Consider the following 22,780-nt stretch of genomic DNA (forward strand, 5'->3'; position numbering starts at 1 on the left):
GCCGGCCGGACGATGAGGCGAGCCCACCCTAGTCGGCCGGGATGACCGCAGGACCGCCCGGACGCCACCCCGCAGCCGTCAGCGCGGCCCGGACCGCCGGTGCCCCGGCCGGGAAGTCCCGGGCATTGAGCAGAGCCGCGGAACCCATGCCCAGCAGTTTCCGGGCGTGCTGCAGGATCGTGCGGGGCAGCGTGCCGTCGGCGGCGCTCAGCGCGGCCAGGGCACCGTCGACCTGACCCACGTCGGTGACCATCATCAGGTCCGGGTCGGCCGGGAGCCGGACCGTCGTGAACGGCGTGCCGCGGAACTCGCAGCCGTCGAACTCGGCGCCGCTCAGGTCGACCTCGGTCATCGGGTTGGTGTCCGGCTTGTCCTCGCCGAGGTGCCGCCCGTCGAAGACCACGTCCCGCAGCGGCCCGGCGAACGTGCACCGCACGAGACTGGACTGCCAGAAGTTGACCCGGTCGAGCCGGGCGAACGAGAAGTCGCAGTCGGTGTACGTCGCGGCGCTGGAACCGACCGCGGTGAGGTCGGCCCGGACGAAGCTGACGCGCTCGTAGCGGTTGCCCCGGCCCTCGCGCCAGGCGCCCAGCGACGAGCCGCGCAGCTCGGCACCGGTGAACGTGGTGTCCGCGACCGTCGAGCCCCACAGCCGCCAGTCGTGGCAGACCGCCCGGTCCAGGCGGACGGACTCCAGCGTGCAGTCGAACAGCCGTACCCCGGCCAGCGACGCCCCGGACAGGTCGATCCCCGCGAGGTGGGCGCCCCGCCACTGCGAGACTGGCGGGGAGGCCGGGAACCCGCGGAGGTCGCGCTTGCCGTCGACCTCCGCGAGGTCCAGGTCGTCGAGCCCGGCCCCGGCCGCCAGACGGGACTGGATCTCCCGTTGCAGCAGCCGTCCGTCCGGTGTCGACCATCGTTGCCGTAACGCTCTCACTGCCACAGGATGCCCACTCCCGGGCCGTAGCGGGGGCCGTAGTCGTACACGTGCTGACCCCAGCTCTTGGTGGTCGTGAGGTCGTACCAGCCGACGAGCGGGACCGGTCCGGTGTTGGCCCAGTCCGGGCCCGGGTAGCCGTTCGGCGTGCTGAACAGCGGGGCGAGCGAGGGATCGTCGTCGGCCATCCGCTTCACCTCCGCGTCGAGGATGTTGCCCTTGATCGCGTTCTCCAGGTTGGGGTTCTTGTCGATCCTGGCCTGGTCCTTGGCCGAGAAGCCGATCTCGTTGTTCTCCCACCGGCGCAGCGCGTCGTTGGTGAAGTCGCGCAGCTTGCCGGCCAGCGGATCCGGGTTGGTGATCTCGTTGCCGTAGAGGTCCACCACCTTGGCGCCGCAGTTGTGCACCAGGATCCGGAAGGCACCGGCCTGCGCGTAGAAGGTGTGGAAGCCGCCGACGCTGAGGTTGTGCACGGTGACCCTCGCGGTACGGGCCTTGACCGCGGTGACCTCCGCCTGGCCGCCGACCTCGGTCCGCAGCCGCGAACCCGGGCGCAGGTCCTCGGCGTCGATCCACCGGCGCGCGTCCGGCGCCCAGAACGGGTGACTGTCGGCCGCGGTCAGGGTCGCGGTCCGGCCGTTCGACTTGATCGTGAGGTCGACCAGCTTCTTGACGCCCCGGTCGGTGACCACGTCGGTGACCGGGCGAGCCGCGGTGCGGTTGGTCTCCGGGTCGGTGGCCAGCACCTTCGCCCCGATCGGCACGTCCTCGATCGGCACGGTACGGCCGTCGGCGAGCAGGATCGGCGTACCGGCCAGGAAACTGTTCGGGATCTGGCAGGCCTGCGCCCGTTCGGCGATCTCCAGCAGGTCGTCGATGCGGTCCCGGGCCAGCGCCGCCCGCTCGATGAAGTTCTGGATCTTGGGCGCCAGCTTGGCGAGCTTGAACGCCGTGGCGAGGACCCGGGGCCCCGGGATGAGCCCGACGGCCGCCCACAGGCAGGCCATGATGTCGCCGTTGCCGAAGCAGGCCTCGAACTCGGCCAGCCCGGTCAGTTCCTTGAGCAGCTCGCCGTCCTCGGACGCCAGGAAGTCCCACACGCTCATCCCGGCCAGCGCCTGATCGCTCTGCAGCTGGGCCCGCTGCTCGGGGGTCAGGCCCCCCAGCTGCTCCGGCGCCGGCAGCGCCGGTGGGTTGCCGGACACCTGGGCGGCCAGGGTCAGGGCCCGGCGCCGGCGGTCGGTCTCCTCGGCCCGTTCGGCCGCCGCCTGCGCGTCGATGGCGTGCTGCAACGCGTTCGCGGCCGCCGTGGCCGCGCTGTCGGCCGCCGCGCGGGCCGTGGTCGCCGCGCGTTCCGCCGTCGTCGCATCGGCTTCCGCGGTCGTCGCCGCGTCCCGGGCGTCTGCCGCGTCCCGGGCCGCTGTGCGGGCTGCGCCGGCGGCGCTGTTCGCCTCCTGCTGGGCCGAGGCCGCGCTGCGTCCGGCGAGGGCCGCATCGTCGGCCGCCGCGTTCGCCGCGGACCTGGCCGTGCGGGCGTCCGCCTTCGCCTGGGCGTCGGCCCGGCCTGCCCCTTCCGCGGCGCTGCGGGCGGCGGCGCCGTCCCGGGCCGCCGCGGCAGCGGCCTGCTTGGCCTCCGCTGCGGCCGTGGCGGCGTCGGACGCCTGCCGGGCGGCCTCGGCCGCGGCCTCGAACGCCGGCTTGACCTGGCCGTTGGCGAGTGCGGCGGCCTCCTCGGCCCGCCGGGCCGCGGTCAGAGCCTCGGCCGCCCGGGCGGTGGCCGCGGCGGCCTGCTCGGCGCCGATCGTGCGGGCCTGCTCGGCGACCAGGACGACGAAGTCCGCGTCGATGTCGGCCCCGGTGAACGGGCTGACCATGCCCAGGGCGTTGTTGAGCGGCTCGGCGATGCCCGCCGACGAGGCCCGCGCCGCCGCGGCCGCGGTCACCGCGATCTCGGCCTGGGCCGCGGCGGCGACCGATTCGGTGGTCGCCGCGTCGGCCTCGGCCTTGGTCCGCTGGGCCGCCCACAACGACTGCACCGCTTCGTCGGCGGCCTGCTCGGCGAGCCGGACGGCGGCGCGGGCGGCCTCGGCGGCCCGCGCCTGCTGGGCGGTCGCCTCGGCGGCCCGCGCGTCGGCCTCCAGCCGGGCCTGATGGGTGGCCTTCGCCTCGGCCTCGGCCCGGTCGGCGGCGGCGTCCGCCCGCACCGCGGCGGCCCGGGACTCCGCGGCGGCGGCCTCGGCACGGTCCGCCGCCCGCTGGGTCTCGGTGGCCTCGGCCTGGGCGTTGGCCGCGGCCCCGGAGGCGGTGTTCGCGGCGGTCCGGGCCGCGCGGGCCGCACCCCGGGCGGTCTGCGCCTCCCGGGCGGCCGCGTCGGCCTGGCGTTCGGCCTCCACCTTGGCCTCGCCGGCCGGTGTGGCCGCCGCCCACGCCCGCAGGGCCTGGGCCTTGGCCTCGGCCGCCTGCAGGGACAGCTCGGCGCGAGTGGCCGCGTCGCGGGCCCGGCGGGCGGTGCCCTCGTGTTCCCAGGCGGTGTCCTGGGCCGACACGGCGGCGTCCTTGGCGCTGTCCGCCCGCTGCCGGGCGGTTGCCGCGGTCGCGGCCTGGGCCTGGGCGTTGCGGCGGGCACCGGCGGCGACCGCGGCCTGCTCGTCGGCGTGCTTGCGGTGGGTCGCCGCGGTGGCTCGCTCCTGGTCGGCCCGGATCCGCGCGTCCCGGGCGGCGGCCGCCTCGGTCTCGGCGGTGATCCGGTGCTGCCGGGTCCGGGCGGCGGCCGCCCAGGCGCGGGCCTCGGCGGCCTGGGCCTGCTCGCGGGCGGTCTTCGCGCGGGCGGCGGCGGTCTTGGCCGCGGTGGCCTGGGCGCGGGCAGCCGCGGCCAGCTTCGCCGCGGCCAGGGCGTGCTGCTCGGCGTGCGCGCGCCACTTGACGGCCTGATCGGCGTGGGCAGCGGCGCGGGCTTCGGCGCTCTGGGCGTTGTTGGTGGCGATGGTGGCGTCGACCGCGTGCAGCGCGGTGGTGGCCGAGCCGACCGCCGCGACGGCCGCCTGCTGCATCCCCTGCACGATCAGCGACCACTCGGCGCCGTACTGCAGGCCGGTGTCGATCAGGGTGTCGGCTGCGGCGGTCGCGGCGAGGGCGGCGTTGCGGGCCCGGTCGGCGGCCTGCTGGGCGTCGTCGCGCTGGACGGCGGTGTCGGTCCGGGCGGCGGCCAGCCGGGTGGCCTTGACCGCGGTGGTCTCCCCGCCGGCCAGGATGCGCTCGGCGGACCGGGCCGCGTTGGCGGCGCCGGCCATCGCGTTCGCCGCGCGTTGCAGCTCGCGGATCGCGTTGCCGTGGGCGATCAGCAACTGCCGGCGCGCCTCGGACGCCCGGGCCGCGCGGCGGGCCAGCTCGGACAGCTCCTCCGCGGCCTTGTTGCGGGCCTCCAGATCGGCCAGATACTGCTCGCGGGCGGCGGCGTCGGCGTTGGCCGCGGTCAGGTAGCCGCCGTTCCAGAACGCCGCGACCGCGGCGTCGTCGCCGGCCAGCGCGGCCTCGGCGGCCCGCTTGACCTGCGACTCGGCCGGGGCGGCGGCGACCAGCGCGGCCACGCGTTCGCGCAGCACGGTACGGCGGTCCCGCTCGGACTTCGCGGCCTGCTCGTCGCGGCCACGGGCGATCTCGGCCCCGTACGCCAGGAACATTGCCCGGTCGTTGTCGGTGGCCCGCAGCACGCGGGCGATCTCGGTCTCCAGGTATCCACCCGGCACGCCGGTGCCGGCCATCGCCCGGATCGTGGCGGTGTTCTGCCGGGCCGTGTCGCGGCGCCGCTGGTCGGACTGCTGTTGCAGGCGCGGGTGCGTCTCGGTCAGGAACCGCGTCAGCGCGTCCGGCACGTCGGAGGCCAGCGCCGCGGCCGCCGCCTCCCGGAACTCCGGTTCCTCGTGCGTCTCGGCGATCTCCACGATCAGCTCGCGGGTGACCGGATCGGCCGGGAACTCCACCCCGGCCCGGCCGTCCCACGTCCCGATCTCCAGCGGCGGCACGACCAGCGGCGTGTGGTCGTCCAGCGGCGCGGTGACCGGCGGGGGCGCGGCCGCCGCGGGTGGTGCGTTCAGGAAGCCGGTCGACAGCAGCAGAGCGGTGGCGAAGACCGCGAGGCGCCGGCTCATGCCGCGCCGCCGGTCATGCGCTGCTCGCCGGCGACCGCCTGGGCGAACAGCTCGGCCCAGTGGGCGGCCTGTTCGGCCGCGTGGACCTGTTCGGCGGCCCAGCTGTCCGCGGTCACCCCCGCGCTGCCGGCGATCGCCGTCCAGTTCACGCCGGTCGCACCGCCGGCCGCCTGGGCCACCTGATGCCAGTTGGCCGCCTGCGCCTCGGCGACCTGCTGGGTCTGCGCCCAGGCAACCCGGGCCGGGCCGGTCTGCGCGCCGGCGGCGGCCCAGGCGCGCGCTGCCGCGGCCCGGGCCTGCTCGGCGGCCTCACCGGCGGTCTTCAGCGCCGCCTCCTCGGCGGTGCGGGCCTCGGCGACCAGCCGGGCGGCGGCAGCCCGCCAGGCCATGTCCTCGTCGGCGACGCGGATCCGGAACGCGTCCAGGTCCAGCGCCGCGGCGTTGACCCAGTCGTAGGCGAAGAACTCCACCAGGTCGGCGTCGGTGGCCGCTGGGCGTAGTGCGAACGTGGCGGCGGCGCGTACCTGCTCACCCGGCGCGGTGTCGCGCAACAGCGCCACGAAGTCACGGTCGGCCTGCACGAGCGCGGCCGCCTGCGCGCCGGTCGACTCCCGCGCCTGCCGGTCGCGGTCCTTGGCGGCGGCATATCCGGTACGCGCGAAGTAGTCCAGGTCGGCGGCGGTGCCGTCGAGGGCGTACCGGGCGGCGGCGTGCACCTCGGGAGCGAACTCGGCGGTGTGCGTCTCGAGGACCCGGCGGGCGAAGTCGGCGTTGCGCACCTTGGTCTCGGCGGACCGCCGTACGGCGTAGGGGTAGCCGGACAGCACGAACCGGGCGACCGCGGCGTCCACGTTGCTGCTGATCAGCGCCGACCAGGCTGCCGCCCGTACGGTGGAGCGGGTGTCGTAGCCGGCCAGCAGGCGCGTGCGGGACCAGTCGGCCGAGTGCGCGGGTGTTGCCGCCGGCCCGGCCGGTTGCGCGGGTGAGGCGGCGGCCCACGCCGGACCCGGGGTGACCAGGACCCCGGACAATGCGACGGCGGCGACCATTCCCGAAAGCCGGGTTCTCGCATTCATGGCATTCCCATCCACGCAGGACACGCGTCGCGGCAAATCGACGGCCGTCACAGCGGAACACTTTTCCGGCGGTGTTCTCCGGGCGTGGCCGGAAGCGGCCTTCTCCTTGCCGGCAGGGGCTCAGAGGGCTAGGGCCGGTCCTGGGCGGCGGCGTCCGTACCGGTCCTGGACGGTTTCTGTATGCGGGCCGCTATAAGTGGTCTGCCGATTCCGGGAGGAACAATGAAATCGTCGGGAACACTGAGACGGGCGGTCACCGTAGCCGCCGTACTGCTGACCGCTCTGGTCGTGGGCGATCCGGGCGCGCTCGCCGCGCCCGGCGCGCCGAACCGTGCGGCCGCGGCCCGGGCTGCGGGTCTGGAGTCCTCGATCGAGGACCGGGTCCGTGCCGCCGCCGTCGTCGGTGTCGTCGCGCCGGACAGCTGGCTGGTGCTCAACGAACGCGACTTCGTCTTCCAGCTGTGGCAGAACGCGACGAACCTGCCCGAGGTGCGCGGCTCCGCCGAACTGGCACTGATGAACAGCTCCACCGATGACTTCGTCGAGTGCACGGTGTTCATCGAGTCCGGCATCCATGACGCCAAGAACCGCGACGTGGCCAACGAGGTCCGCGACGCGACCGCCGCCCGGGAGGCCCGTGAGCTCAAGCAGCGCGCGCTGATCACCGTGCAGATGCCGGTGACCCCGGAGCTGCTGCTGCTGGCCGACCGCGAGTTCGTGTACGAGATCTACCGCGGTCCGACCGGCCCCCGGGTGAAGGCCGCCGCGCTGACCGCGTTCGGCGGGACCGCGCAGCAGCAGCGCGACTTCATCACCACCGGCATCGCGCAGGCCCGCGAGCAGGACCGGCTCGCCGAGATCGCCGCGGACCAGGAACGCACCGAGGCCGAACGCCAGGCCCTGCGCGAGCGCGAGGAGCGGATCGCCGCGGCCGCGGTGCTGGGTGTGGCCGCCGACGAGGGCAAACTTGTGCTCAGCGACGTCAACTTCGTGCGCTGGGTGTGGAACACCGCGGCCGAGCCCACCGAGGTGTACGCCGCGGCCGAGGCCGCCCTGCGCAGCAACAACCCGGCCGACTGGCGGGCGTTCATCACCACCGGCATCCACGCCGCCGACGAGCGCGACCGGCTGGCGGCGCTGAAGAAGAAGGCCGAGGAGTACCGGGTCATCATCCGCGGGATCGAGGCCCGGGCCGAGGCGGCCGGGCAGGGCAACCTGGCCCGGGCGGCCCGTGCGGCGCTGGCCGGCCCGGACAGCGAGCTGGCCCCGTTCGTACGCGTCGGGCAGTACCAGGTGTCCGACAACGAGTGCGCCAACCCGGTGCTCGGCACCGACGCGGCCGGCTGGGGCAGGCTCAGCAGCAGCCTGGTGGTCACCCGGCAGGCGGTCACCGACCATCCCTCGGCGGCCTGGGAGCTGGGCGTGGCCAACGGCGCCGCGACCACCGCCGGCATCTACCTGCCGGAGCAGAAGGTGCAGCCCGGTGCCGTGTGGGAGGTCGGGGCGGACGCGCGGACCAACGATCCGGCGCGCCTGCGGATGGAGATCGACTGGCAGGATTCGGCCGGCGTGTACCTGGGCCACACCAACGGCGGCTACCTGCCGGTGGCCGGCACCCGGGCCTTCACCCGGATCTCCGGCCGGTTCACCGTCCCGGCGGGCGCCGTCCGGGCCAAGGTGCTGCTGCGGGCCACCGAGCTCGACGCGAACAAGGGTTTCGCCGCCACCATGTGTGCGTACAAGGCGACCCCGGACGCGGACGTCAAGCTGACCGGGACGTGGGCGGACGGCACGGCGACGGCGATGTGGACCACCAGGCGCACCGACATCATCGGCTGGAACGTGGGCCGTGACGGCACCGACACCCGCGAGAGCGGCCCGTGGTCGACCGAACGAACGACCGACATCAGCAGCCACCAGTTCAACCTGCTCAAGAACGGCTCCTGGTATTCGCTGATCCTGATCCCGAAGACCGCCGCCGGGCCGCTGACGCCGCTGAGCATCAGCGTCAGGCCGGGCACCGCGCCGCCGCCGGGCCCGGAGCCGGAGCCGGGCGACAGCGACGGCGTCACGGCGGCCAAACGACTCAACTGGGGCGCGCCACTGGCTCAGCACAGCGACGAGTTCAACTACACCGGTACGCCGGACCCGGCAAAATGGAGCGTGGGCAGCGGATGCTGGCCCAACCAGCACGCTGCCGGCACCCGCCGGTGCGCGGACCGCACCACCGTGGCCGACGGCAAGCTGATCATGACGGGTCTGGCCAACGGGGACACGGCCTGGATGCAGAGCGACTACAGCACCCGCTACGGGCGGTGGGAGGCCCGGGTGCGCTCCCGCAACACCGGTACGGACAACGGCCGCTACTTCCGGACCCTGCTCATCGTGTGGCCCGACGACGACATCTGGCCGGAGGAGGGTGAGTACGACTTCCTGGAGAACACGAGAACGGCTGCCCCGTGCGTGAATGCGGTGCTGCACTACCCGGTGAAGTCCGGCGGCACCCAGCAGGAGGACCGCGAGAAGACCGATTGCCGTGAGCCGATGAGCGAATGGCACAACATCGGCTTCGAGTGGACGCCGGACCACGTCCGCGGCTTCCTCGACGGGGAGCAGTGGTTCAGCATCTCCGGCGGCGAGTCGTCGACCCGCAAGGCGATGCAGTCGATGTGGCGTGGCCACCTGACCATGCAGTTCGACAACTTCCGCGGGCAGAACATGACCCCTGGGTCGTACGAGGCCGAATGGATCCGGATGTACCCGGTCTGAACCCGGCAGCCGGGGGCGGACCGTCGCCCCCGGCAAGTCGTGTTCGCGACTTCACGCGGCGTGACGACGCGGTACGGTCGCCGCACCCCGCCCGCGCGCGCATCGGAGTCGCCATGACCGCCACCAGCACCCCGGCCGACCTCGCCGGCGCCGTCCGGATCCTGCGCCCGCTGCTCGCCGAGCGCCTGCTGCTGACCCAGGACCCCGGATTCCCGGCCGCCCGCCAGGTCTGGAACGCCGCGGTGGCGCACCAGCCGGCGGCGATCGCCCGCTGCGCCACGGTGGCCGAGATCAGCGCGGCGGTGCGTACCGCCCGCGACGCCGGGACGCCGCTCTCGGTGCGGGCCGGCGGACACGACTGGGCCGGGCGGGCCCTGCGCGACGGCGGCCTGGTCATCGACCTCACCGGCATGCGTGACGTCACCGTCGACGCGCCGGCCCGCACCGCCACGGTCCAGGGCGGCGCGATCACCGCTGACCTGCTGGCCGCGACCACCCCGTACGGGCTGGCCACCGCGACCGGCGTCGTCCGCGCGGTGGGCCTGGCCGGCCTGACCACCGTCGGCGGCTACGGCCCCCTGATCGGCCGGTACGGCCTGGCCCTGGACAACCTGCTGGGCGCGACGGTGGTGCTGGCCGACGGCACGACGGTCGTGGCCGGCCCGGACGACGACACCGAACTGTGGTGGGCCCTACGCGGGGGAGGCGGCAACTTCGGCGTCGTCACGGAGCTGCGCTACCGGCTGCACGAGGTGCCGTCGATCCTCACCGGCATGCTGATGTTCCCGTTCGAACAGGCGGCCGCGGTGCTGTCCGGCCACGCCGAGCTCATGGCCGACGCCCCGGACGAGCTGAGCGTCATGACCGGCTTCCTGCCCGGTCCCGAGGGTCGTCCGCTGGCGTTCCTGTGCCCGTTCTGGTGCGGCGACCTGGCGGCGGGCGAGCAGGCGATCGCCCGGCTGCGCGCCCTGGGCCACCCGATCGTGGACCAGATCGGCCCGATGCCGTACGAGGCGGCGCTGAGCATGTTCGACCGCAGCATGGTCGACGGCAACCACTACCTGCTGCGTACCCGCTGGCTGCCCGACGTGCCGGCCCCGGCGGTGGACGCCCTCGTCACCGCCGCGAACGAGATCAGCTCCCCGGTCTCCGCCCTGATCCTGAACCGCTTCCACGGCGCCGCCGCAAGAGTGGACCCGTCGGCGACGGCCTTCGCCCAGCGCTCGCCGCACACCGTGCTGGAGGTGATCGCCGCCTGGCCGCCCGGGCAGCCGGTCGAGCCGCACCGCGCCTGGGCCGACGCGGTGGCGACGTCGCTGGACGAGCTGTCGCTGCCGGGCGGCTACCCGAACCTGCTGGGCCCGGACGACGAAGACCGCTCCCGCGACTCGTACGGCGCCAACCTGAGCCGGCTGCTGGCCGCGAAACGCCACTACGACCCGGACAACTCCTTCGCCTCGGCCACCCCGTCTCTCCTCGGCTGACCCCTGTGATTCAGCGCGCGCGGCGGTAGTGCAGGGCCACCGCGCCGTTGCGGAGCGGCTGCGCCGAGAGCAGCTCGAGCTCGCGTGTGCCGGGCAGCCCGCCCTGGTACAGCGTCGGGCCGTGGCCGGCGATCCGGGGATGGACGAGCAACTGGTACTCGTCGATCAGGTCCAGCCGGTCGAGCTCGGCCGCGAGATTGCCGCTGCAGAGGAGAACCCCGGCCGGATTCGCGTCCTTGAGCTTCTGCACTTCCGCACGCAGATCACCGGCGACGTGGTGGCTGTTGGTCCACGGGAAGTCCTTGCGCGTCGACGACACCACGTACTTGGGCTTGGCCTCCAGCTTGGCCGCCCACTCCCGCAGGGCCGGCGGCGCCTCCACGTCGCCGCGGGCGACGGCCGGCCAGTGGACCTCCATCATCTCGTAGGTGACGCGACCCCACAGCATCGCCCCGCTCTCGTCCATGAGACGGGTGAAGAGGGCGTGCGTCTCATCGTCGGCGATCCCCTCCTGGTGGTCGACACAACCGTCCAGGGTGACGTTGAGGGTGAAGGTGAGGAGTCCCATGGCCGCAGAGTCTAAAGCCACCACGGCGTCCCGGCGCCCAAGTGGATCGAGGGTCAGTCCAGGGTGAGCAGCCCGTTGTCCAGCGCCGCCGGGGTCAGGTGCCGATAGCCCACCGAGTCGAACACCACCGTCAGCTCATGCTCGTCGCGCGTCAGCAACGTCCCCGCACCCCACAGCCGGTGGTGCACCCCCACCCCACCCGGCACAGCCTGCCGCGACGGCGAAGGCTCCGGCTCAGCCCCCGCCGCATCGTTGTCGCACGACCCGCACGGTGCCTCGTAATGCTCGCCGAAATACCCCAGCAGCTCGGCCCGCCGGCACCGCACCGTCTCCGCATAGTGCCGGGCCGCGTCGATCCGGCTGGTCAGCACCGCCTGCCGCCGATCACCGGCCGCCGCCACCGCCGAGAACGTCGTCCTCGGCAGCGCTTCCGGGACCCGCACCGCGTCGTTGCCCTGCGGGACCAGCGCCCCCAGCTCCAGCAGCTCGTCGACCACCCGCTCGACCACATGCCGGCTCATCCCGCTGCCCTCCGCCAGCTCCCGCAGGCTCATCCGCCCCGGTGCGGCCTCAAGCGCGTCGACCACCGCGTGCACCGCGTGCGGCGCGAGCCGGGACCGCGCCGCCAGCAGCCGCGGGATCCGTACCGTGCGCGGGTCGTACACCAGCACCGCGCTGGCCGGCGCGCCGTCGCGGCCGGCCCGGCCGATCTCCTGGTAGTACTCGTCGAGGCTGCCCGGCACGCCCGCGTGCACCACCGTGCGGACGTCCGGCTTGTCGATGCCCATGCCGAAGGCGCTGGTCGCCACCACGATCTCCAGGGCGCCGGAGAAGAACCCGTCCTGGACCCGGCCGCGTTCCGCTGCCGGCATGCCCGCGTGGTACGCCGCCACCCGGTACGAGTCCAGCCGCAACCGTTCCGCCAGGCTCTCGCAGCGCGCGTGGGTGAGCGCGTACACCAGGGTCGGGGTGTCGTGGGCCAGCACCACCTCGACGGTCCGGTCGTCGACGGCCCGGGCCTCGGGCAGTCCGTGCCGGGTGCGCCGCACCGCCAGGGTGATGCCGGGCCGGTCGAAGTCGGCGACGATCACCTGGGGCTCGCGCATCCGCAGCTGCCGGGTGATGTCGGCCTGCACCGGCGGCGCGGCGGTCGCGGTCAGGGCCAGCACCGGCGGGCGGCCGAAGGTGTCGATGACGTCGGCGAGCCGCAGGTATTCCGGGCGGAAGTCGTGGCCCCATTCGCTGACCAGGTGGGCCTCGTCGACGGCGACCAGGGTGATCGGCCGGGGGCCGCTGGTCAGCTCGCGCAGCGTCTCGTCGTTGGCGAGCTGTTCGGGGCCGAGCATCACGAAGTCGGTCCCGCCGGCGCGCAGGGCGATGAGGACGTCGGCGCGTTGACCGCTGTGCAGGCTGGAGTTGAGCAGCACGGCCCGTAACCCCAGCGCGGTCAGGGAGCGGACCTGGTCGCGTTGCAGCGCGATCAGCGGGGAGACGACGACGGTCACGCCCGTACGGGCCAGCCCGGCGACCTGGTAGATGGCGCTCTTGCCGCTGCCGGTGGGCAGCACGGCCAGGGTGTCGCGGCCGGCGGCGACCGTCTCGGCGGCGCGGCGCTGGGCGGGCCGCAGGTCGAAGCCGAACACGGACCGGGCCAGCTCAGCGACGTCGGGCATGGGCCGACTCTAGCTAGAACGGGTCCAGGTAGGGGCGGCTGCGCACCCGGTCATGGAGCTCGCCCAGCCACGGCCGGCGGATCTCGGGCAGGCGCGCCAGGGTGGCCACGAAGACGCCCCAGTCGGGCCGGAACGGTCCGGCCGGCTGCCGCGGCGGCGGGTCGTCGCGCCGGGCCTCGTCGGGCATCGCGCCGGCCCCGGGCACCGGCCGGCGCTCGCGGTGGAAGGCCAGGTAGCGCCACACGTCATAGGCCAGCGGGACGGCCGGGGGCGCCGGCCAGTGCTCGCCGTTCTGCGGGTGCTGAGGCACGAGGACGAGGTCGGCGGAGACGACGGGCAGCCCCGGTCCGGCCACTGCCAGGGACATGGCCGGCGTTCCCGGCGGCAGCAGCATCTCGATCGACCGGCGGAAGACGTCGGCGACCGGGCCGTCGGGCACCGTCACCGGCGTACCGTCGGACTCCGCCAGCAGGTGGGCCAGGGCGGCCGCGACCGCGGCCGCCCAGATCGGGTTCCACCAGCCGTCCGGGTCGATCGGCGGCAGCACCGGCCGCTGCGCGGGCAGCGCCTCCCAGCTGGTCACCGGCTGCGGGTCGTCGTCACCGGCGAGACGGTGCACCGCCGGCGGGTGCAGCCACACCGCCTGCCAGTACGAGCAGTCGTCGATCCGCGTCGCCACCTCCTGCCCGCACCGCTCGCAGGCCAGGTTGGGCCCGTCCCGGCCGTCGAACCCGCAGCAGTAGCCCTCGCTGCGTCCCGGGATGAAAACGGTCCCGCGCACGTCACCCGGTGCGATGACCACAGCCCCGCCTTCGGGGTTCATCGCATACGTGCCGGGCTCCATGAGCGGACCCAGCAGGTCGTGGCCGTACTTCTGCTCGGCGTGCACCGGCAGCGCCACCCGCGACACCGGCACGGTGAGCACGGCACCGCAGCCTGCGCACGCGAACACCGTCACAACCTAGCGGCCGGGCAGCTCGACGGTGATGGCGAGGCCGCCGCCGGGGCGCGGCTCGGCGGTGATCGTGCCGCCGTGAGCGGTCACGATCGACCGGACGATGGACAGGCCCAGGCCGCTGCCCTCGGTCGAGCCGATCCGGTCGGTCAGCCGGCGGAACGGTTCGAACAGGCCCGGGATCTCGTACGCGGCGATGACCGGCCCCGGATTGGTGACGGTGAGCCGCTGACCGGCGCAGGTGATGCGCACCTCGCCGTCGGCCACGTTGTAGGTCATCGCGTTGCGCAGCAGGTTCTGCACCAGGCGTTCCAGCAGGATCGGATCGCCGTGCACCGGTGCCGGATCCAGCGCGGCGTGCAGGGTGATGCCGGCGGCCGCCGCCTCGGGCCGGGCCACGCTCACGAGCCGCTCGGTGACCGCGGCCAGGTCGACCGGTTCGCGGGTCGTCAGGTGCTGTTCGGAGCCCGCCAGCACCAGCAGGCCCTCGATGAGCCGTTCGTGGCGGGCGTTGACGCTGAGCAGGGTCTCGCCGAGCCGGCGGGTCTCGGCGGGCGCGCCGGGCCGGCTCATGGCGACCTCGATCAGCGTCCGGTTGATGGTCAGCGGGGTGCGCAGCTCGTGCGAGGCGTTGGCGACGAAGCGGCGTTGCGAGCCGAACGCCGCGTCCAAGCGGGCCAGCATGTCGTCGAAGGTGTCGGCCAGCTGCCGCAGTTCGTCCTTGGGGCCGCTGAGGCCGATGCGTTCGTGCAGGTTGCGGTCGGCGACCCGGCGGGCGGTCGCGGTGATCTGCTGCAGCGGGCGCAGGGTCCGCCCGGCCATCAGCCAGCCGAGCCAGATGCCGATGATCGCCACCCCGGCCAGTGCGATGGCACCGCGCTGCAGCAGCGAGGTCAGCGTCTGCCGGCGGAACTGCGTCTGCAGCTCCCCGGCCAGCCGCACCAGCTCCACACTTTCCGCGTCCTGGGTCGCGGCGAGGCCCTGCGGGTAGGTCTCGAGGGGGGCGGTAGGCGCGGCGGCGACCCGCATCCCGGGTACGGCGAGCACGGCGCTCTCGCTGAAGGAGCTGGTGTTCAGCGCCTGCGCGAGCAGCAGGTAGGTGATGGCCAGCAGCGCGGCCCCGGCCAGCAGGAACACCCCGCCGTAGAGGGCGGTCAGCCGGGCCCGGACGGTCAGTCGGTGGGTCGTCACGTGATCTGGTACCCCACTCCGGTCACGGTGGTGACCACCTGCGGCGGTCCGAGTTTGCGGCGCAGGTTCAGGATCGTCACCCGGACCACGCCGGTGAACGGGTCGGTGTGCTCGTCCCAGGCCTTCTCCAGCAGCTGCTCACTGCTGACCACCGCCCCGTCGGCGCGCAGCAGCTCCTCCAGCACGGCGAACTCCTTGCGGGACAGGGCGACGTGGTGGCCGTCGCGGTAGACCTGGCGGCGGTTGGTGTCCAGGCGTAGGCCCGCGCGTTCCAGCACCGGTGGTGCCGCCGGGCGGGCCCGCCGGCCCAGGGCCCGGACCCGGGCGATCAGCTCGACGAAGGCGAACGGTTTGGGCAGGTAGTCGTCGGCGCCCAGGCCCAGACCGGCCACCCGGTCGGCCAGACCGCCCGAGGCGGTGAGCATCAGCACCCGTACGGGCGAGCCGGAACTGACCACCGCCCGGCACACGTCGTCGCCGTGCACCACCGGCAGGTCCCGGTCCAGCACGAGCACGTCGTAGCTGTTGACCGCGAGCCGTTGCAGCGCGGCATCCCCGTCGTACGCGGTGTCCACGGCCAGCGACTGCAACCGCAGACCCTCCGCGATCGCGTCGGCCAGCACGACCTCGTCCTCTGCCACCAGTATCCGCACCGGCACATGGTGCCTGGCCAACCCGTTAGAACCCTGTTAGCGCCGGCGCTAATGATCCATTAACCGGCGTTCTGGTGTCGTGGCTCCGACCCGAGAAGGAGCTGTGATGACACACCGATACCGGATGCGGCTGATCGCCGTACCCCTGCTGCTCGTGGCCGCGCTCAGCGGATGCGCCGCCGACAAGAAGGAGCAGCAGGTGGCCTCGGCCGGCGGCAAGCCGAGCGCGGGCGCGTCGGCCCCGGCCGACGACGCGGCCCTGGGCCGCAAGTTCGCCCAGTGCATGCGCACGGCGGGGATCGACATGCCCGACCCCGGCCCCGACGGGATGGTCGGGATGCCCGCCACCGCCGTCGGCGACGCGGCCTCGGGCAAGAAGATGGATGCCGCGATGGAGAAGTGCCGCGAGTTCCTGCCCAACGGTGGCGAGCCGCCGAAAGCCACCGCCGAGGACCTGGCCAAGGCCCGCGACTACGCCAAGTGCGTGCGGGAGAACGGCGTGCCCAGCTTCCCGGACCCGGACCCGGAGACCGGCGGCTTCAAGATGGATACGGACAAGAACGCCGACCTGGAGAAGCTGTCGAAGATCGGCGACAAGTGCCCGCAGTTCGGCACGGGAGTGATGCCGGGCATCGAGGTGCGCCGGTGACCCGCCGCACCGCGCTGGTCGTGATCGCGGCGGTGGCCACCCTGGGCGCGACGGGCGCGGCCGCGGTCGTCCTCGACGACGAGCCGGACACCCCGCCGGCGGCTGCGGGACCGGCGGCCACCACCACGGTACGGCGTCAGACGCTGGCCAAGTCGGTCACCGTCGACGGCGAGCTCGGCTACGGCGAGCCCGTCCCGATGAAGTCGGCGGCCGGCGGCTCCGTGACGTGGCTGCCGAAGCAGGGCCGCACGATCGAGAGCGGCGGCACCGTGCTGCGCGCCGACAACCGCCGGGTCGTGCTGCTCACCGGCGTCCTGCCGCTCTACCGGCCGTTGTCGCCGGGCGTGGAGGGCCCCGACGTCCTGCAGTTCGAGCGCAACCTGCGCGACCTGGGCTACGGCGGCTTCACGGTCGACGACGAGTACAGCGCCGCGACCGCCCGCGCGGTCCGCACCTGGCAGAAGAAGCTCGCGCTGCCGCGCACCGGCACCGTCACCTCGGCGTGGGTGGTCGTGGCCACCGGCACGATCCGCGTCGCCGAGCACAAGGTCCGCGTCGGTGATCCCGCCTCGGGCGAGGTGCTCACCTACACCGGCGCGGCCGCGGTCGTCACGGTCGACGCCGAGGCCGACGCCGCCGACTGGGCCCGGCCCGGCGCCAAGGTGTCGGTCACCCTGCCCGACGGCAGCAAGACCCCCGGCACGGTGACCCACGTCGGCGCCAAGGCAACCGCCGAGCAGGGCAAGGACCCGACGGTCCCGGTCACCATCAAGCTGCGCGACCCGAAGGCCGGCGGCGGGCTGCGCGAGGCCCCGGTCGAGGTCACCTACACCGGCGAGCAGCGCAGGAACGTGCTGAGCGTGCCGGTCGCGGCGCTGGTCGCGCTGGCCGAGGGCGGGTACGGCCTGCAGGTCGTCGAGGGCGGCGCCACCCGCTACCTGCCGGTCCGGGTCGGCATGTTCGCCGACGGCCGCGCCGAGGTCAGCGGGGACGGGCTCGCCGACGGCATGACCGTGGGGATGCCGGCATGATCCGGATGAGCGAGGTCGGCAAGACCTATCCCGGCGGCGTCGCGGCCCTGAACGCGGTGTCGATGCGCGTGGACGCCGGCGAACTGGTCGGCATCGTCGGCCCGTCCGGCTCCGGCAAGTCCACGATGCTGCACCTGCTCGGCGCCCTCGACCGCCCGTCGACCGGCACCGTGAGCATCGACGGCCACGACGTGGCGAGCCTGCCCGACCGGGCCCTGTCTGCGTTGCGGGCCCGCACGATCGGCTTCGTCTTCCAGCAGTTCCACCTGGCGCCGGGCGTGTCCGCCCTCGACAACGTCGCCGACGGCCTGCTCTACACCGGCGTACGCCGCCGCGAGCGCCGCCGCCGGGCCGCGAGCACCCTGCAACGCGTCGGCCTGGAGCACCGGGCCCATCACCGCCCGCACGAACTCTCCGGCGGCGAACGCCAGCGCGTGGCGATCGCCCGGGCAGTCGTCGGTGACCCGGCGGTGCTGCTGGCCGACGAGCCGACCGGCAACCTCGACTCCGTGGCCAGCGCGGGCGTGCTGGAGCTGCTGCGCTCGCTGCACGCCGCCGGCACCACTGTCGTGCTGATCACCCACGACCGGGAGATCGCCGGGGGACTGCCGAGATGCCTGCACATGCGCGACGGCCGGCTGGCAGCGTCATGACCGCCCGCTTGCGTCCCGCCCGCCTGGCCCCCGGCGACGTGCTGCGGGTCGGGGCGGCCGGCCTGCGAACCCGGCCGCTGCGGATCGTGCTGTCCGCGTTGGGGATCGCCATCGGCATCGCCGCGATGCTGGCCGTGGTCGGTATCTCGGCGTCCAGCCGCGCCGATCTGAACCGCACCCTGGACCAGCTCGGCACCAACCTGCTGACGGTCGCGCCGGGGCAGACGATGGCCGGCGAGGACGCGAAGCTGCCCGCGGAGTCACCGGCGATGGTCCGGCGCATCGCCCCGGTCGAGTCGGCCACCGCCACCGGCCGGCTGGCGGCGAAGGTCTACCGCAACGAGTACATCCCGGTGGGGGAGAGCGGCAGCATCGCCGTCCTCGCCGCCCGGCCGGACCTGCTCGGCACGGTCGGCGCGCGGCTGTCGGCGGGCCGCTGGCTCAGCGACGCCGTCGACGGCCCGGCCGTCGTGCTCGGCGCGGCGGCCGCCCGGCGCCTCGGCATCGAAGCGCCCGGCCCGCGGGTGTGGCTGGGCGGGCAGTGGTTCAGCGTGGTCGGCGTCCTGGAGCCGGTGCCGCTGGCCCCCGAACTGGACTCGGGCGCCCTGGTCGGCTGGGCAGCCGCCCAGAAGTTGCTCGCCTTCGACGGCTCACCGACCACGGTCTACACCCGCGCGGCGGAGGAGTCGGTGGAGCAGGTCCGCCAGGTGCTGGCGGCGACGGCCAACCCCGAGGCCCCGAACGAGGTGAAAGTGTCGCGGCCCTCCGACGCGCTCGCGGCGGCCCGGGCGGCCGACAGCGCCCTCAACGGCCTGCTGCTGGGCCTGGGCGCGGTGGCCCTGATCGTCGGCGGGGTGGGGGTGGCGAACACCATGGTCATCTCGGTGCTGGAGCGGCGGGCGGAGATCGGCCTGCGCCGGGCGCTGGGGGCGACCCGCGGGCAGATCCGGCTGCAGTTCCTGTGCGAGTCGCTGCTGCTGGCCACGCTCGGTGGTGTCGCGGGTGTGCTGATCGGTGCTGCGGTCACCGCGGGCTATGCCGGGTACCGATCGTGGTCGCCGGTCGTGCCGGGGTGGGCCCTCGCCGGTGGTGTCGCGGCGACGATGCTGGTCGGGATGGTGGCCGGTCTGTATCCGGCGGCCCGCGCGGCGCGGCTGCCGCCGAGCCAGGCTCTGTCGCACTGACCCGGCCACCCGCTGCCGATGCGGCGGTACCTGCTCCGAGCGGCTCGGGTCGCCCGGTCCGGTGATGGACTCTGCGTGGCGGCTGCCTTTCAATGAGCAACAGCGCGGTGACCTGCGGGACCGGCCCGGCTACCAGGCGTACCGTCGCGCCCGGGGAATCGCACATCCCGGTAATTCCGGATTGAACCGGGATGGTCATCGCCGGCCGGGGTACTCACGCGGCTCGCATCCGAGCCCCATGCGGTCCACCCCCGGACCGATCCCCCGAAACAGGAGCGAGACGCGATGACCGAGCCGTCCCCGGAGAGACAGGCCCCGCAGGAGCCGCAGTTGTCCCCGGAGCAGATCGAAGCCGGCGACAAGTACGCCGACCTGCACGATCCAGGCCCTGGCGAGCAGTACGCGGGTGAGGCCGTCCCCGACCCGTGGGAGGAGGCGTCCGATGGCGAGCTGGATCCTGGTGCCGTGCCTGGTGACCCTCAGAACTGAGTTCAACACGCTGTCACCCGGCCGGGACAAGTCGAGCGACGGGTCCATCGGCGACACTGCGCACTCGCAGAGCTCGTCGGATCACAACCCGGACGAGACGGGCAGCACCCCGTACGAGGACGCCGACTCGATCAACGAGGTCCACGCCATCGATGTGGACAAGGACCTGCGCAAGGCCGGCTGGAGCATGCAGAAGGCGGTGGAGATCATCGTCATGCGGCACCGCGAGGGCCGCGACAACCGCCTGCAGAACGTGATCTACAACCGCCGGATCTGGTCCCGGTCGTGGGGGTGGACGACCCGCACCTACACCGGGGCCAACGCCCACACCCAGCACGCGCACTTCTCCGCCCGCTACACGACCGCCCAGGAGCGCGACACCCGGCCCTGGGGCCTACTGGAAGCCGAGGACGACGACATGGCCACGATCTCCCAGTCCGACTTCAACGCCCGCATGGACGCGTGGTGGACCGCCCGGATGAGCCCGAACGCCCGCGAGAACCCGCAGCGCGCCGCCCTGCGGGTGGCGCCGTGGCAGCAGAATGTGGGCCGCACCGGGCGCAGCGCGCACGAGGTGGTGTTCACCGACATGCTGCAGTTGCTGCAGCAGGCCGCCGGGCAGGACCCGCAGGCGGTGGGAGAGCTGGTGGTGGCCGGGATGGAGGACGAAGCCGTCGCGGACGCGGTGATCGGCGCGCTGGCCGATCCGAAGCGCTCGGACGAGGAGATCGCGGCCTCGCTGCGCACCGCTCTGGGCGACCGCGCCGGGGAGGTCGGCCGGCTGCTCGCCGCCTGAGCAGGCACGGTTATGGGGCTCGGCGTGCCGAGATGCCCGCCAGCACCGTCCCCACGCAGAGGGCGGCGGCGCTGAGCCCCAGCGACCAGTGGATCCCGACAACCGCGCCGAACAGCCCGACCGTGACCCCGCTGCCGAACCGCAGCCCGTTGGCCGACATCCCGTAGACCCCGATGACCCGCCCGCGGTCGGCGGACGGGGCGAGCAGCTGCACCAGGGTCTGCCCGATCGACATCGACGCCAGGTTGGCCACCCCGCCCACGACCAGCAACAACACCGACAGTGGATAGCTGGTCGAGACGGCGAACAGCACGGTGCTCAGCCCGTAGACGCCCGTACTGAAAACGGCCGCGGCCACGGTCGGCCGCAGCCGCCCGGTGGCCTCGAGCAGAATGCCGCCGATCACCCCACCGGCACCATTGGCAAAAAGCAGGATCCCGTACGCCGTCCCGGCGCTCCCCGCCCCCAGATCCTGCGCGAAGATCGGCATCGACGACTGCATCGAGGCCCCGACGAAGAACGACCCCAGCCCACCCAGAATGATCATGCTGACCAGCGTCCGGTTGGCGCTGACCTCCCGCAGCACCCGCACCGAATCGACGATCCCCATCCGCCGGCGCGGTGCCCGATCGTCGCGGGTGTGCCCGGTGAACTTCGTCCGGAAGAGGAATAGCGTCAGCGGCAGATAGAACGCCACATTGACGAAGATCCCGGCCGTCGGCCCGAGCCCGAGCAGCAACGCCGACCCGATGACCGGCCCGAACAGCACACCGAGGCTCTTGAAGGTGGCATTGAGCCGTACGGCGCTGGGCACCTCGTCATCGCCGACGAAATCGTGCAGCATCAGCTGCTCGGCCGGGCCCCACAACGACCCGGCCAGCCCGTGCAGCACCAGCAGCACACACGCCGACCACACCTGCAGCGAATCGGTCAGGAACAGCACACCCCAGGCCACCGAGACCAGCGCGAACAGCGTCTGCGCGACCTGGATCACCTTGCGGCAGTCGAACCGGTCGGCCAGCCCGCCGAAGTACACGGAGAAGAACAGAAAAGGCAGCCAATGGCTGATGACCTGGAAGCCGGCCAGGGCGGGGGAGTGGAACTTCTCCCAGAGCACCCAGTACGTGATGACGTGCTCGATGTTGTCGGCCATCATCGCGAGCGCCGCCCCGAAAAGATAAGGACGACAGTCCTTGTTCCGAAGAGCAGCAAACTTCCGGGGTACGACGGCAGCCGCCGGCGCGTGCGCGGGTACTCCGCAGGCGGCACACATGACAGTCAGACCTCCCAGCGGGCAGCCTCCCCGACCCGACCGCCGACCGCACCGCCGGTGCCTCACCAGGTGACGTGAATTACCCGTTGTTGGCGCGTCGCGCCGCTGTCTAGGGTCTGGTGATGCACCTGCTCGCCGTGACCATGGAAGCGCCCGACCCGGCCCGGACGGCCCAGTTCTGGGCTGGTCTGTTGCGCCGCGAGGTCATCCAGGACTCCGGCGGTCTGCTGCTGCCGGGCGAGGACGCCCAGCTCGGCCTCCGTTTCGTCCCGGGCCGCCCGGGCCTGCTCGGAGCGAGCCGCATGCACCTGCACCTGACCAGCGCCGACCTCGAAGAGCAGCAGCACACGGTGGCGACGGCGCTGAAGCTCGGCGGCCGCCACCTCGACGTCGGGCAGAAGCCGGAGGAGGACCACGTCGTCCTGGCCGACCCCGCGGGCTACCCGTTCTGCGTGATCGAGCCCGGCAACGCCTACCTGGAGGGATGCGGCCCGCTCGGCGAGCTCACCTGCGAGGGCAGCCGCGAGGTGGGCGTGTTCTGGAGCAAGGCGCTGGGCTGGCCGCTGGTGTGGGACCAGAACGAGGAAACGGCGATCCAGTCCCCACAAGGCGGCACCAAGATCGCCTGGGCCGGCCCACCCGTGCCGCCAAAAACCGAACCGAACAGGCAACGCTTCGAACTCACCGCCGCAGCACCCGACGACCTGATCTCCCTTGGCGCCACTCGCCTGGATAACGGTGTCCTGACCGATCCGGACGGCAACGAGTTCCACCTCAGGGAGCACTGACCCGCAGCGTTTACTCGCGTCGGCCACACTGACATCCCAGAGCTGGCAGCTGGTCAACCTTCGTCGCGGCGCGGGCCGAGCAGCCGTTCCAGCAGCCGCGGTTCGCCGGGCCAGGCGGCCATCAGCACCTCCCGGGGCACCTGCCGCCCCGCGTACCGCAAGGCCAGCGCCACCACGACGATGTCATCCAGCGGCCCGATCACCGGAATGAACTCGGGAATCAGATCGATCGGACTGGCAACCCAGATCCCGGCAATGACGATGGCGATCCGAGCCCGCCGCGGCACCCGAGGATCCTTGCGCAACCGCCGCACAGTGGTGACACAGTCCGGAATGAACGCAGCCAGATCCCGCAGAATCCCCGGCGGCAGCCGCCGAGCAAGGACCAGCAGCAACGCCCAGCTGAACACAAGACAGGCCGCAGCGACACCAAGCCCGATAAGCCAGTCCCGCAAGCTCGTCA

19 protein-coding genes are annotated in these 22,780 nt (G+C 73.3%); 9 read left to right on the forward strand and 10 right to left on the reverse strand.

The genetic code is table 11. The features are described from left to right. Nucleotides 1-28: 28 nt before the first annotated feature. From ACQP2Y_RS12145 to ACQP2Y_RS12155, 3 genes are read right to left on the reverse strand one after another with little or no spacing between them, the layout of a single operon-like run. A complete protein-coding gene (locus tag ACQP2Y_RS12145) occupies nucleotides 29-937 on the reverse strand; it encodes a pentapeptide repeat-containing protein (RefSeq protein ID WP_433727349.1) in 909 nt (302 codons plus the stop codon). Then, nucleotides 934-5,085 (reverse strand): Hint domain-containing protein, encoded by a 4,152-nt coding sequence (locus tag ACQP2Y_RS12150; protein ID WP_433727351.1) that lies wholly within the window; start codon nucleotides 5,083-5,085, stop codon nucleotides 934-936. The genes ACQP2Y_RS12145 and ACQP2Y_RS12150 overlap by 4 nt, the downstream gene beginning before the upstream one ends. Next, a complete protein-coding gene (locus ACQP2Y_RS12155; protein WP_433727353.1) occupies nucleotides 5,082-6,161 on the reverse strand; it encodes a hypothetical protein in 1,080 nt (359 codons plus the stop codon). Before ACQP2Y_RS12155 ends, ACQP2Y_RS12150 begins: the two co-directional genes overlap by 4 nt. Nucleotides 6,162-6,383: 222 nt before the next feature. Between ACQP2Y_RS12155 and ACQP2Y_RS12160 the strand changes: the two genes are divergently transcribed. Continuing rightward, nucleotides 6,384-8,930, forward strand: a complete 2,547-nt coding sequence (locus ACQP2Y_RS12160; protein WP_433727355.1) for a glycoside hydrolase family 16 protein — start codon at nucleotides 6,384-6,386, stop codon at nucleotides 8,928-8,930. A gap of 113 nt (nucleotides 8,931-9,043) precedes the next feature. Then, entirely contained in the window at nucleotides 9,044-10,414 is a 1,371-nt protein-coding gene (locus tag ACQP2Y_RS12165; protein ID WP_433727357.1) for an FAD-binding oxidoreductase, read from the forward strand. Nucleotides 10,415-10,424: 10 nt separating this feature from the next. Here the strand turns inward: ACQP2Y_RS12165 and ACQP2Y_RS12170 are convergent, their stop codons facing one another. The 5 genes from ACQP2Y_RS12170 to ACQP2Y_RS12190 are packed head-to-tail and all read right to left on the reverse strand — an operon-like array spanning nucleotide 10,425 to nucleotide 15,454. After that, complete coding sequence (locus ACQP2Y_RS12170) at nucleotides 10,425-10,982, reverse strand: dihydrofolate reductase family protein (protein WP_433727359.1); 558 nt, start codon at nucleotides 10,980-10,982, stop codon at nucleotides 10,425-10,427. A gap of 53 nt (nucleotides 10,983-11,035) precedes the next feature. Then, complete coding sequence (locus ACQP2Y_RS12175) at nucleotides 11,036-12,655, reverse strand: RecQ family ATP-dependent DNA helicase (protein ID WP_433727361.1); 1,620 nt, start codon at nucleotides 12,653-12,655, stop codon at nucleotides 11,036-11,038. 13 nt (nucleotides 12,656-12,668) lie between these two features. Continuing rightward, nucleotides 12,669-13,607: a hypothetical protein gene (locus ACQP2Y_RS12180; protein ID WP_433727363.1), complete on the reverse strand. Its 939-nt coding sequence runs from the start codon at nucleotides 13,605-13,607 to the stop codon at nucleotides 12,669-12,671. Nucleotides 13,608-13,616: 9 nt separating this feature from the next. Then, on the reverse strand, nucleotides 13,617-14,801 hold the full coding sequence (locus tag ACQP2Y_RS12185; RefSeq protein ID WP_433727365.1) for a sensor histidine kinase: 1,185 nt from the start codon (nucleotides 14,799-14,801) through the stop codon (nucleotides 13,617-13,619). Continuing rightward, nucleotides 14,798-15,454 (reverse strand): response regulator transcription factor, encoded by a 657-nt coding sequence (locus tag ACQP2Y_RS12190; RefSeq protein WP_433727367.1) that lies wholly within the window; start codon nucleotides 15,452-15,454, stop codon nucleotides 14,798-14,800. Before ACQP2Y_RS12190 ends, ACQP2Y_RS12185 begins: the two co-directional genes overlap by 4 nt. Before the next feature lie 106 nt (nucleotides 15,455-15,560). Between ACQP2Y_RS12190 and ACQP2Y_RS12195 the strand changes: the two genes are divergently transcribed. The 6 genes from ACQP2Y_RS12195 (at nucleotide 15,561) to ACQP2Y_RS12220 (ending at nucleotide 20,256) form a co-directional block, all read left to right on the forward strand. Beyond that, nucleotides 15,561-16,103, forward strand: a complete 543-nt coding sequence (locus tag ACQP2Y_RS12195; RefSeq protein ID WP_433727369.1) for a hypothetical protein — start codon at nucleotides 15,561-15,563, stop codon at nucleotides 16,101-16,103. Next, nucleotides 16,100-17,134, forward strand: a complete 1,035-nt coding sequence (locus tag ACQP2Y_RS12200; RefSeq protein WP_433727371.1) for a peptidoglycan-binding protein — start codon at nucleotides 16,100-16,102, stop codon at nucleotides 17,132-17,134. Before ACQP2Y_RS12195 ends, ACQP2Y_RS12200 begins: the two co-directional genes overlap by 4 nt. Then, nucleotides 17,131-17,787 carry an ABC transporter ATP-binding protein gene (locus ACQP2Y_RS12205; RefSeq protein ID WP_433727373.1) on the forward strand — a complete coding sequence of 219 codons (657 nt, stop codon included), beginning with the start codon at nucleotides 17,131-17,133 and terminating at the stop codon, nucleotides 17,785-17,787. Before ACQP2Y_RS12200 ends, ACQP2Y_RS12205 begins: the two co-directional genes overlap by 4 nt. After that, the gene (locus ACQP2Y_RS12210) at nucleotides 17,784-18,971 is read left to right on the forward strand and encodes an ABC transporter permease (protein ID WP_433727375.1); all 1,188 of its coding nucleotides are present in this window, start codon (nucleotides 17,784-17,786) and stop codon (nucleotides 18,969-18,971) included. The genes ACQP2Y_RS12205 and ACQP2Y_RS12210 overlap by 4 nt, the downstream gene beginning before the upstream one ends. Before the next feature lie 285 nt (nucleotides 18,972-19,256). Beyond that, nucleotides 19,257-19,460: a hypothetical protein gene (locus ACQP2Y_RS12215; protein ID WP_433727377.1), complete on the forward strand. Its 204-nt coding sequence runs from the start codon at nucleotides 19,257-19,259 to the stop codon at nucleotides 19,458-19,460. Further along, the gene (locus ACQP2Y_RS12220; RefSeq protein ID WP_433727379.1) at nucleotides 19,414-20,256 is read left to right on the forward strand and encodes a hypothetical protein; all 843 of its coding nucleotides are present in this window, start codon (nucleotides 19,414-19,416) and stop codon (nucleotides 20,254-20,256) included. Before ACQP2Y_RS12215 ends, ACQP2Y_RS12220 begins: the two co-directional genes overlap by 47 nt. Nucleotides 20,257-20,266: 10 nt before the next feature. On the opposite strand, the gene ACQP2Y_RS12225 is transcribed toward ACQP2Y_RS12220, so the two are convergent. Then, the gene (locus ACQP2Y_RS12225) at nucleotides 20,267-21,409 is read right to left on the reverse strand and encodes an MFS transporter (RefSeq protein ID WP_433727381.1); all 1,143 of its coding nucleotides are present in this window, start codon (nucleotides 21,407-21,409) and stop codon (nucleotides 20,267-20,269) included. 242 nt (nucleotides 21,410-21,651) lie between these two features. Here ACQP2Y_RS12225 and ACQP2Y_RS12230 point away from each other — a divergent pair, with 242 nt between their 5' ends. Continuing rightward, nucleotides 21,652-22,317 (forward strand): VOC family protein, encoded by a 666-nt coding sequence (locus tag ACQP2Y_RS12230; RefSeq protein ID WP_433727383.1) that lies wholly within the window; start codon nucleotides 21,652-21,654, stop codon nucleotides 22,315-22,317. A gap of 53 nt (nucleotides 22,318-22,370) precedes the next feature. Here ACQP2Y_RS12230 and ACQP2Y_RS12235 read toward each other — a convergent pair whose 3' ends face one another. Beyond that, a complete protein-coding gene (locus ACQP2Y_RS12235; RefSeq protein ID WP_433731910.1) occupies nucleotides 22,371-22,772 on the reverse strand; it encodes a YkvA family protein in 402 nt (133 codons plus the stop codon). Between the last annotated feature and the right edge of the window lie 8 nt (nucleotides 22,773-22,780).

The organism is Actinoplanes sp. CA-051413 (assembly GCF_050955795.1).
Taxonomy (GTDB): domain Bacteria; phylum Actinomycetota; class Actinomycetes; order Mycobacteriales; family Micromonosporaceae; genus Actinoplanes.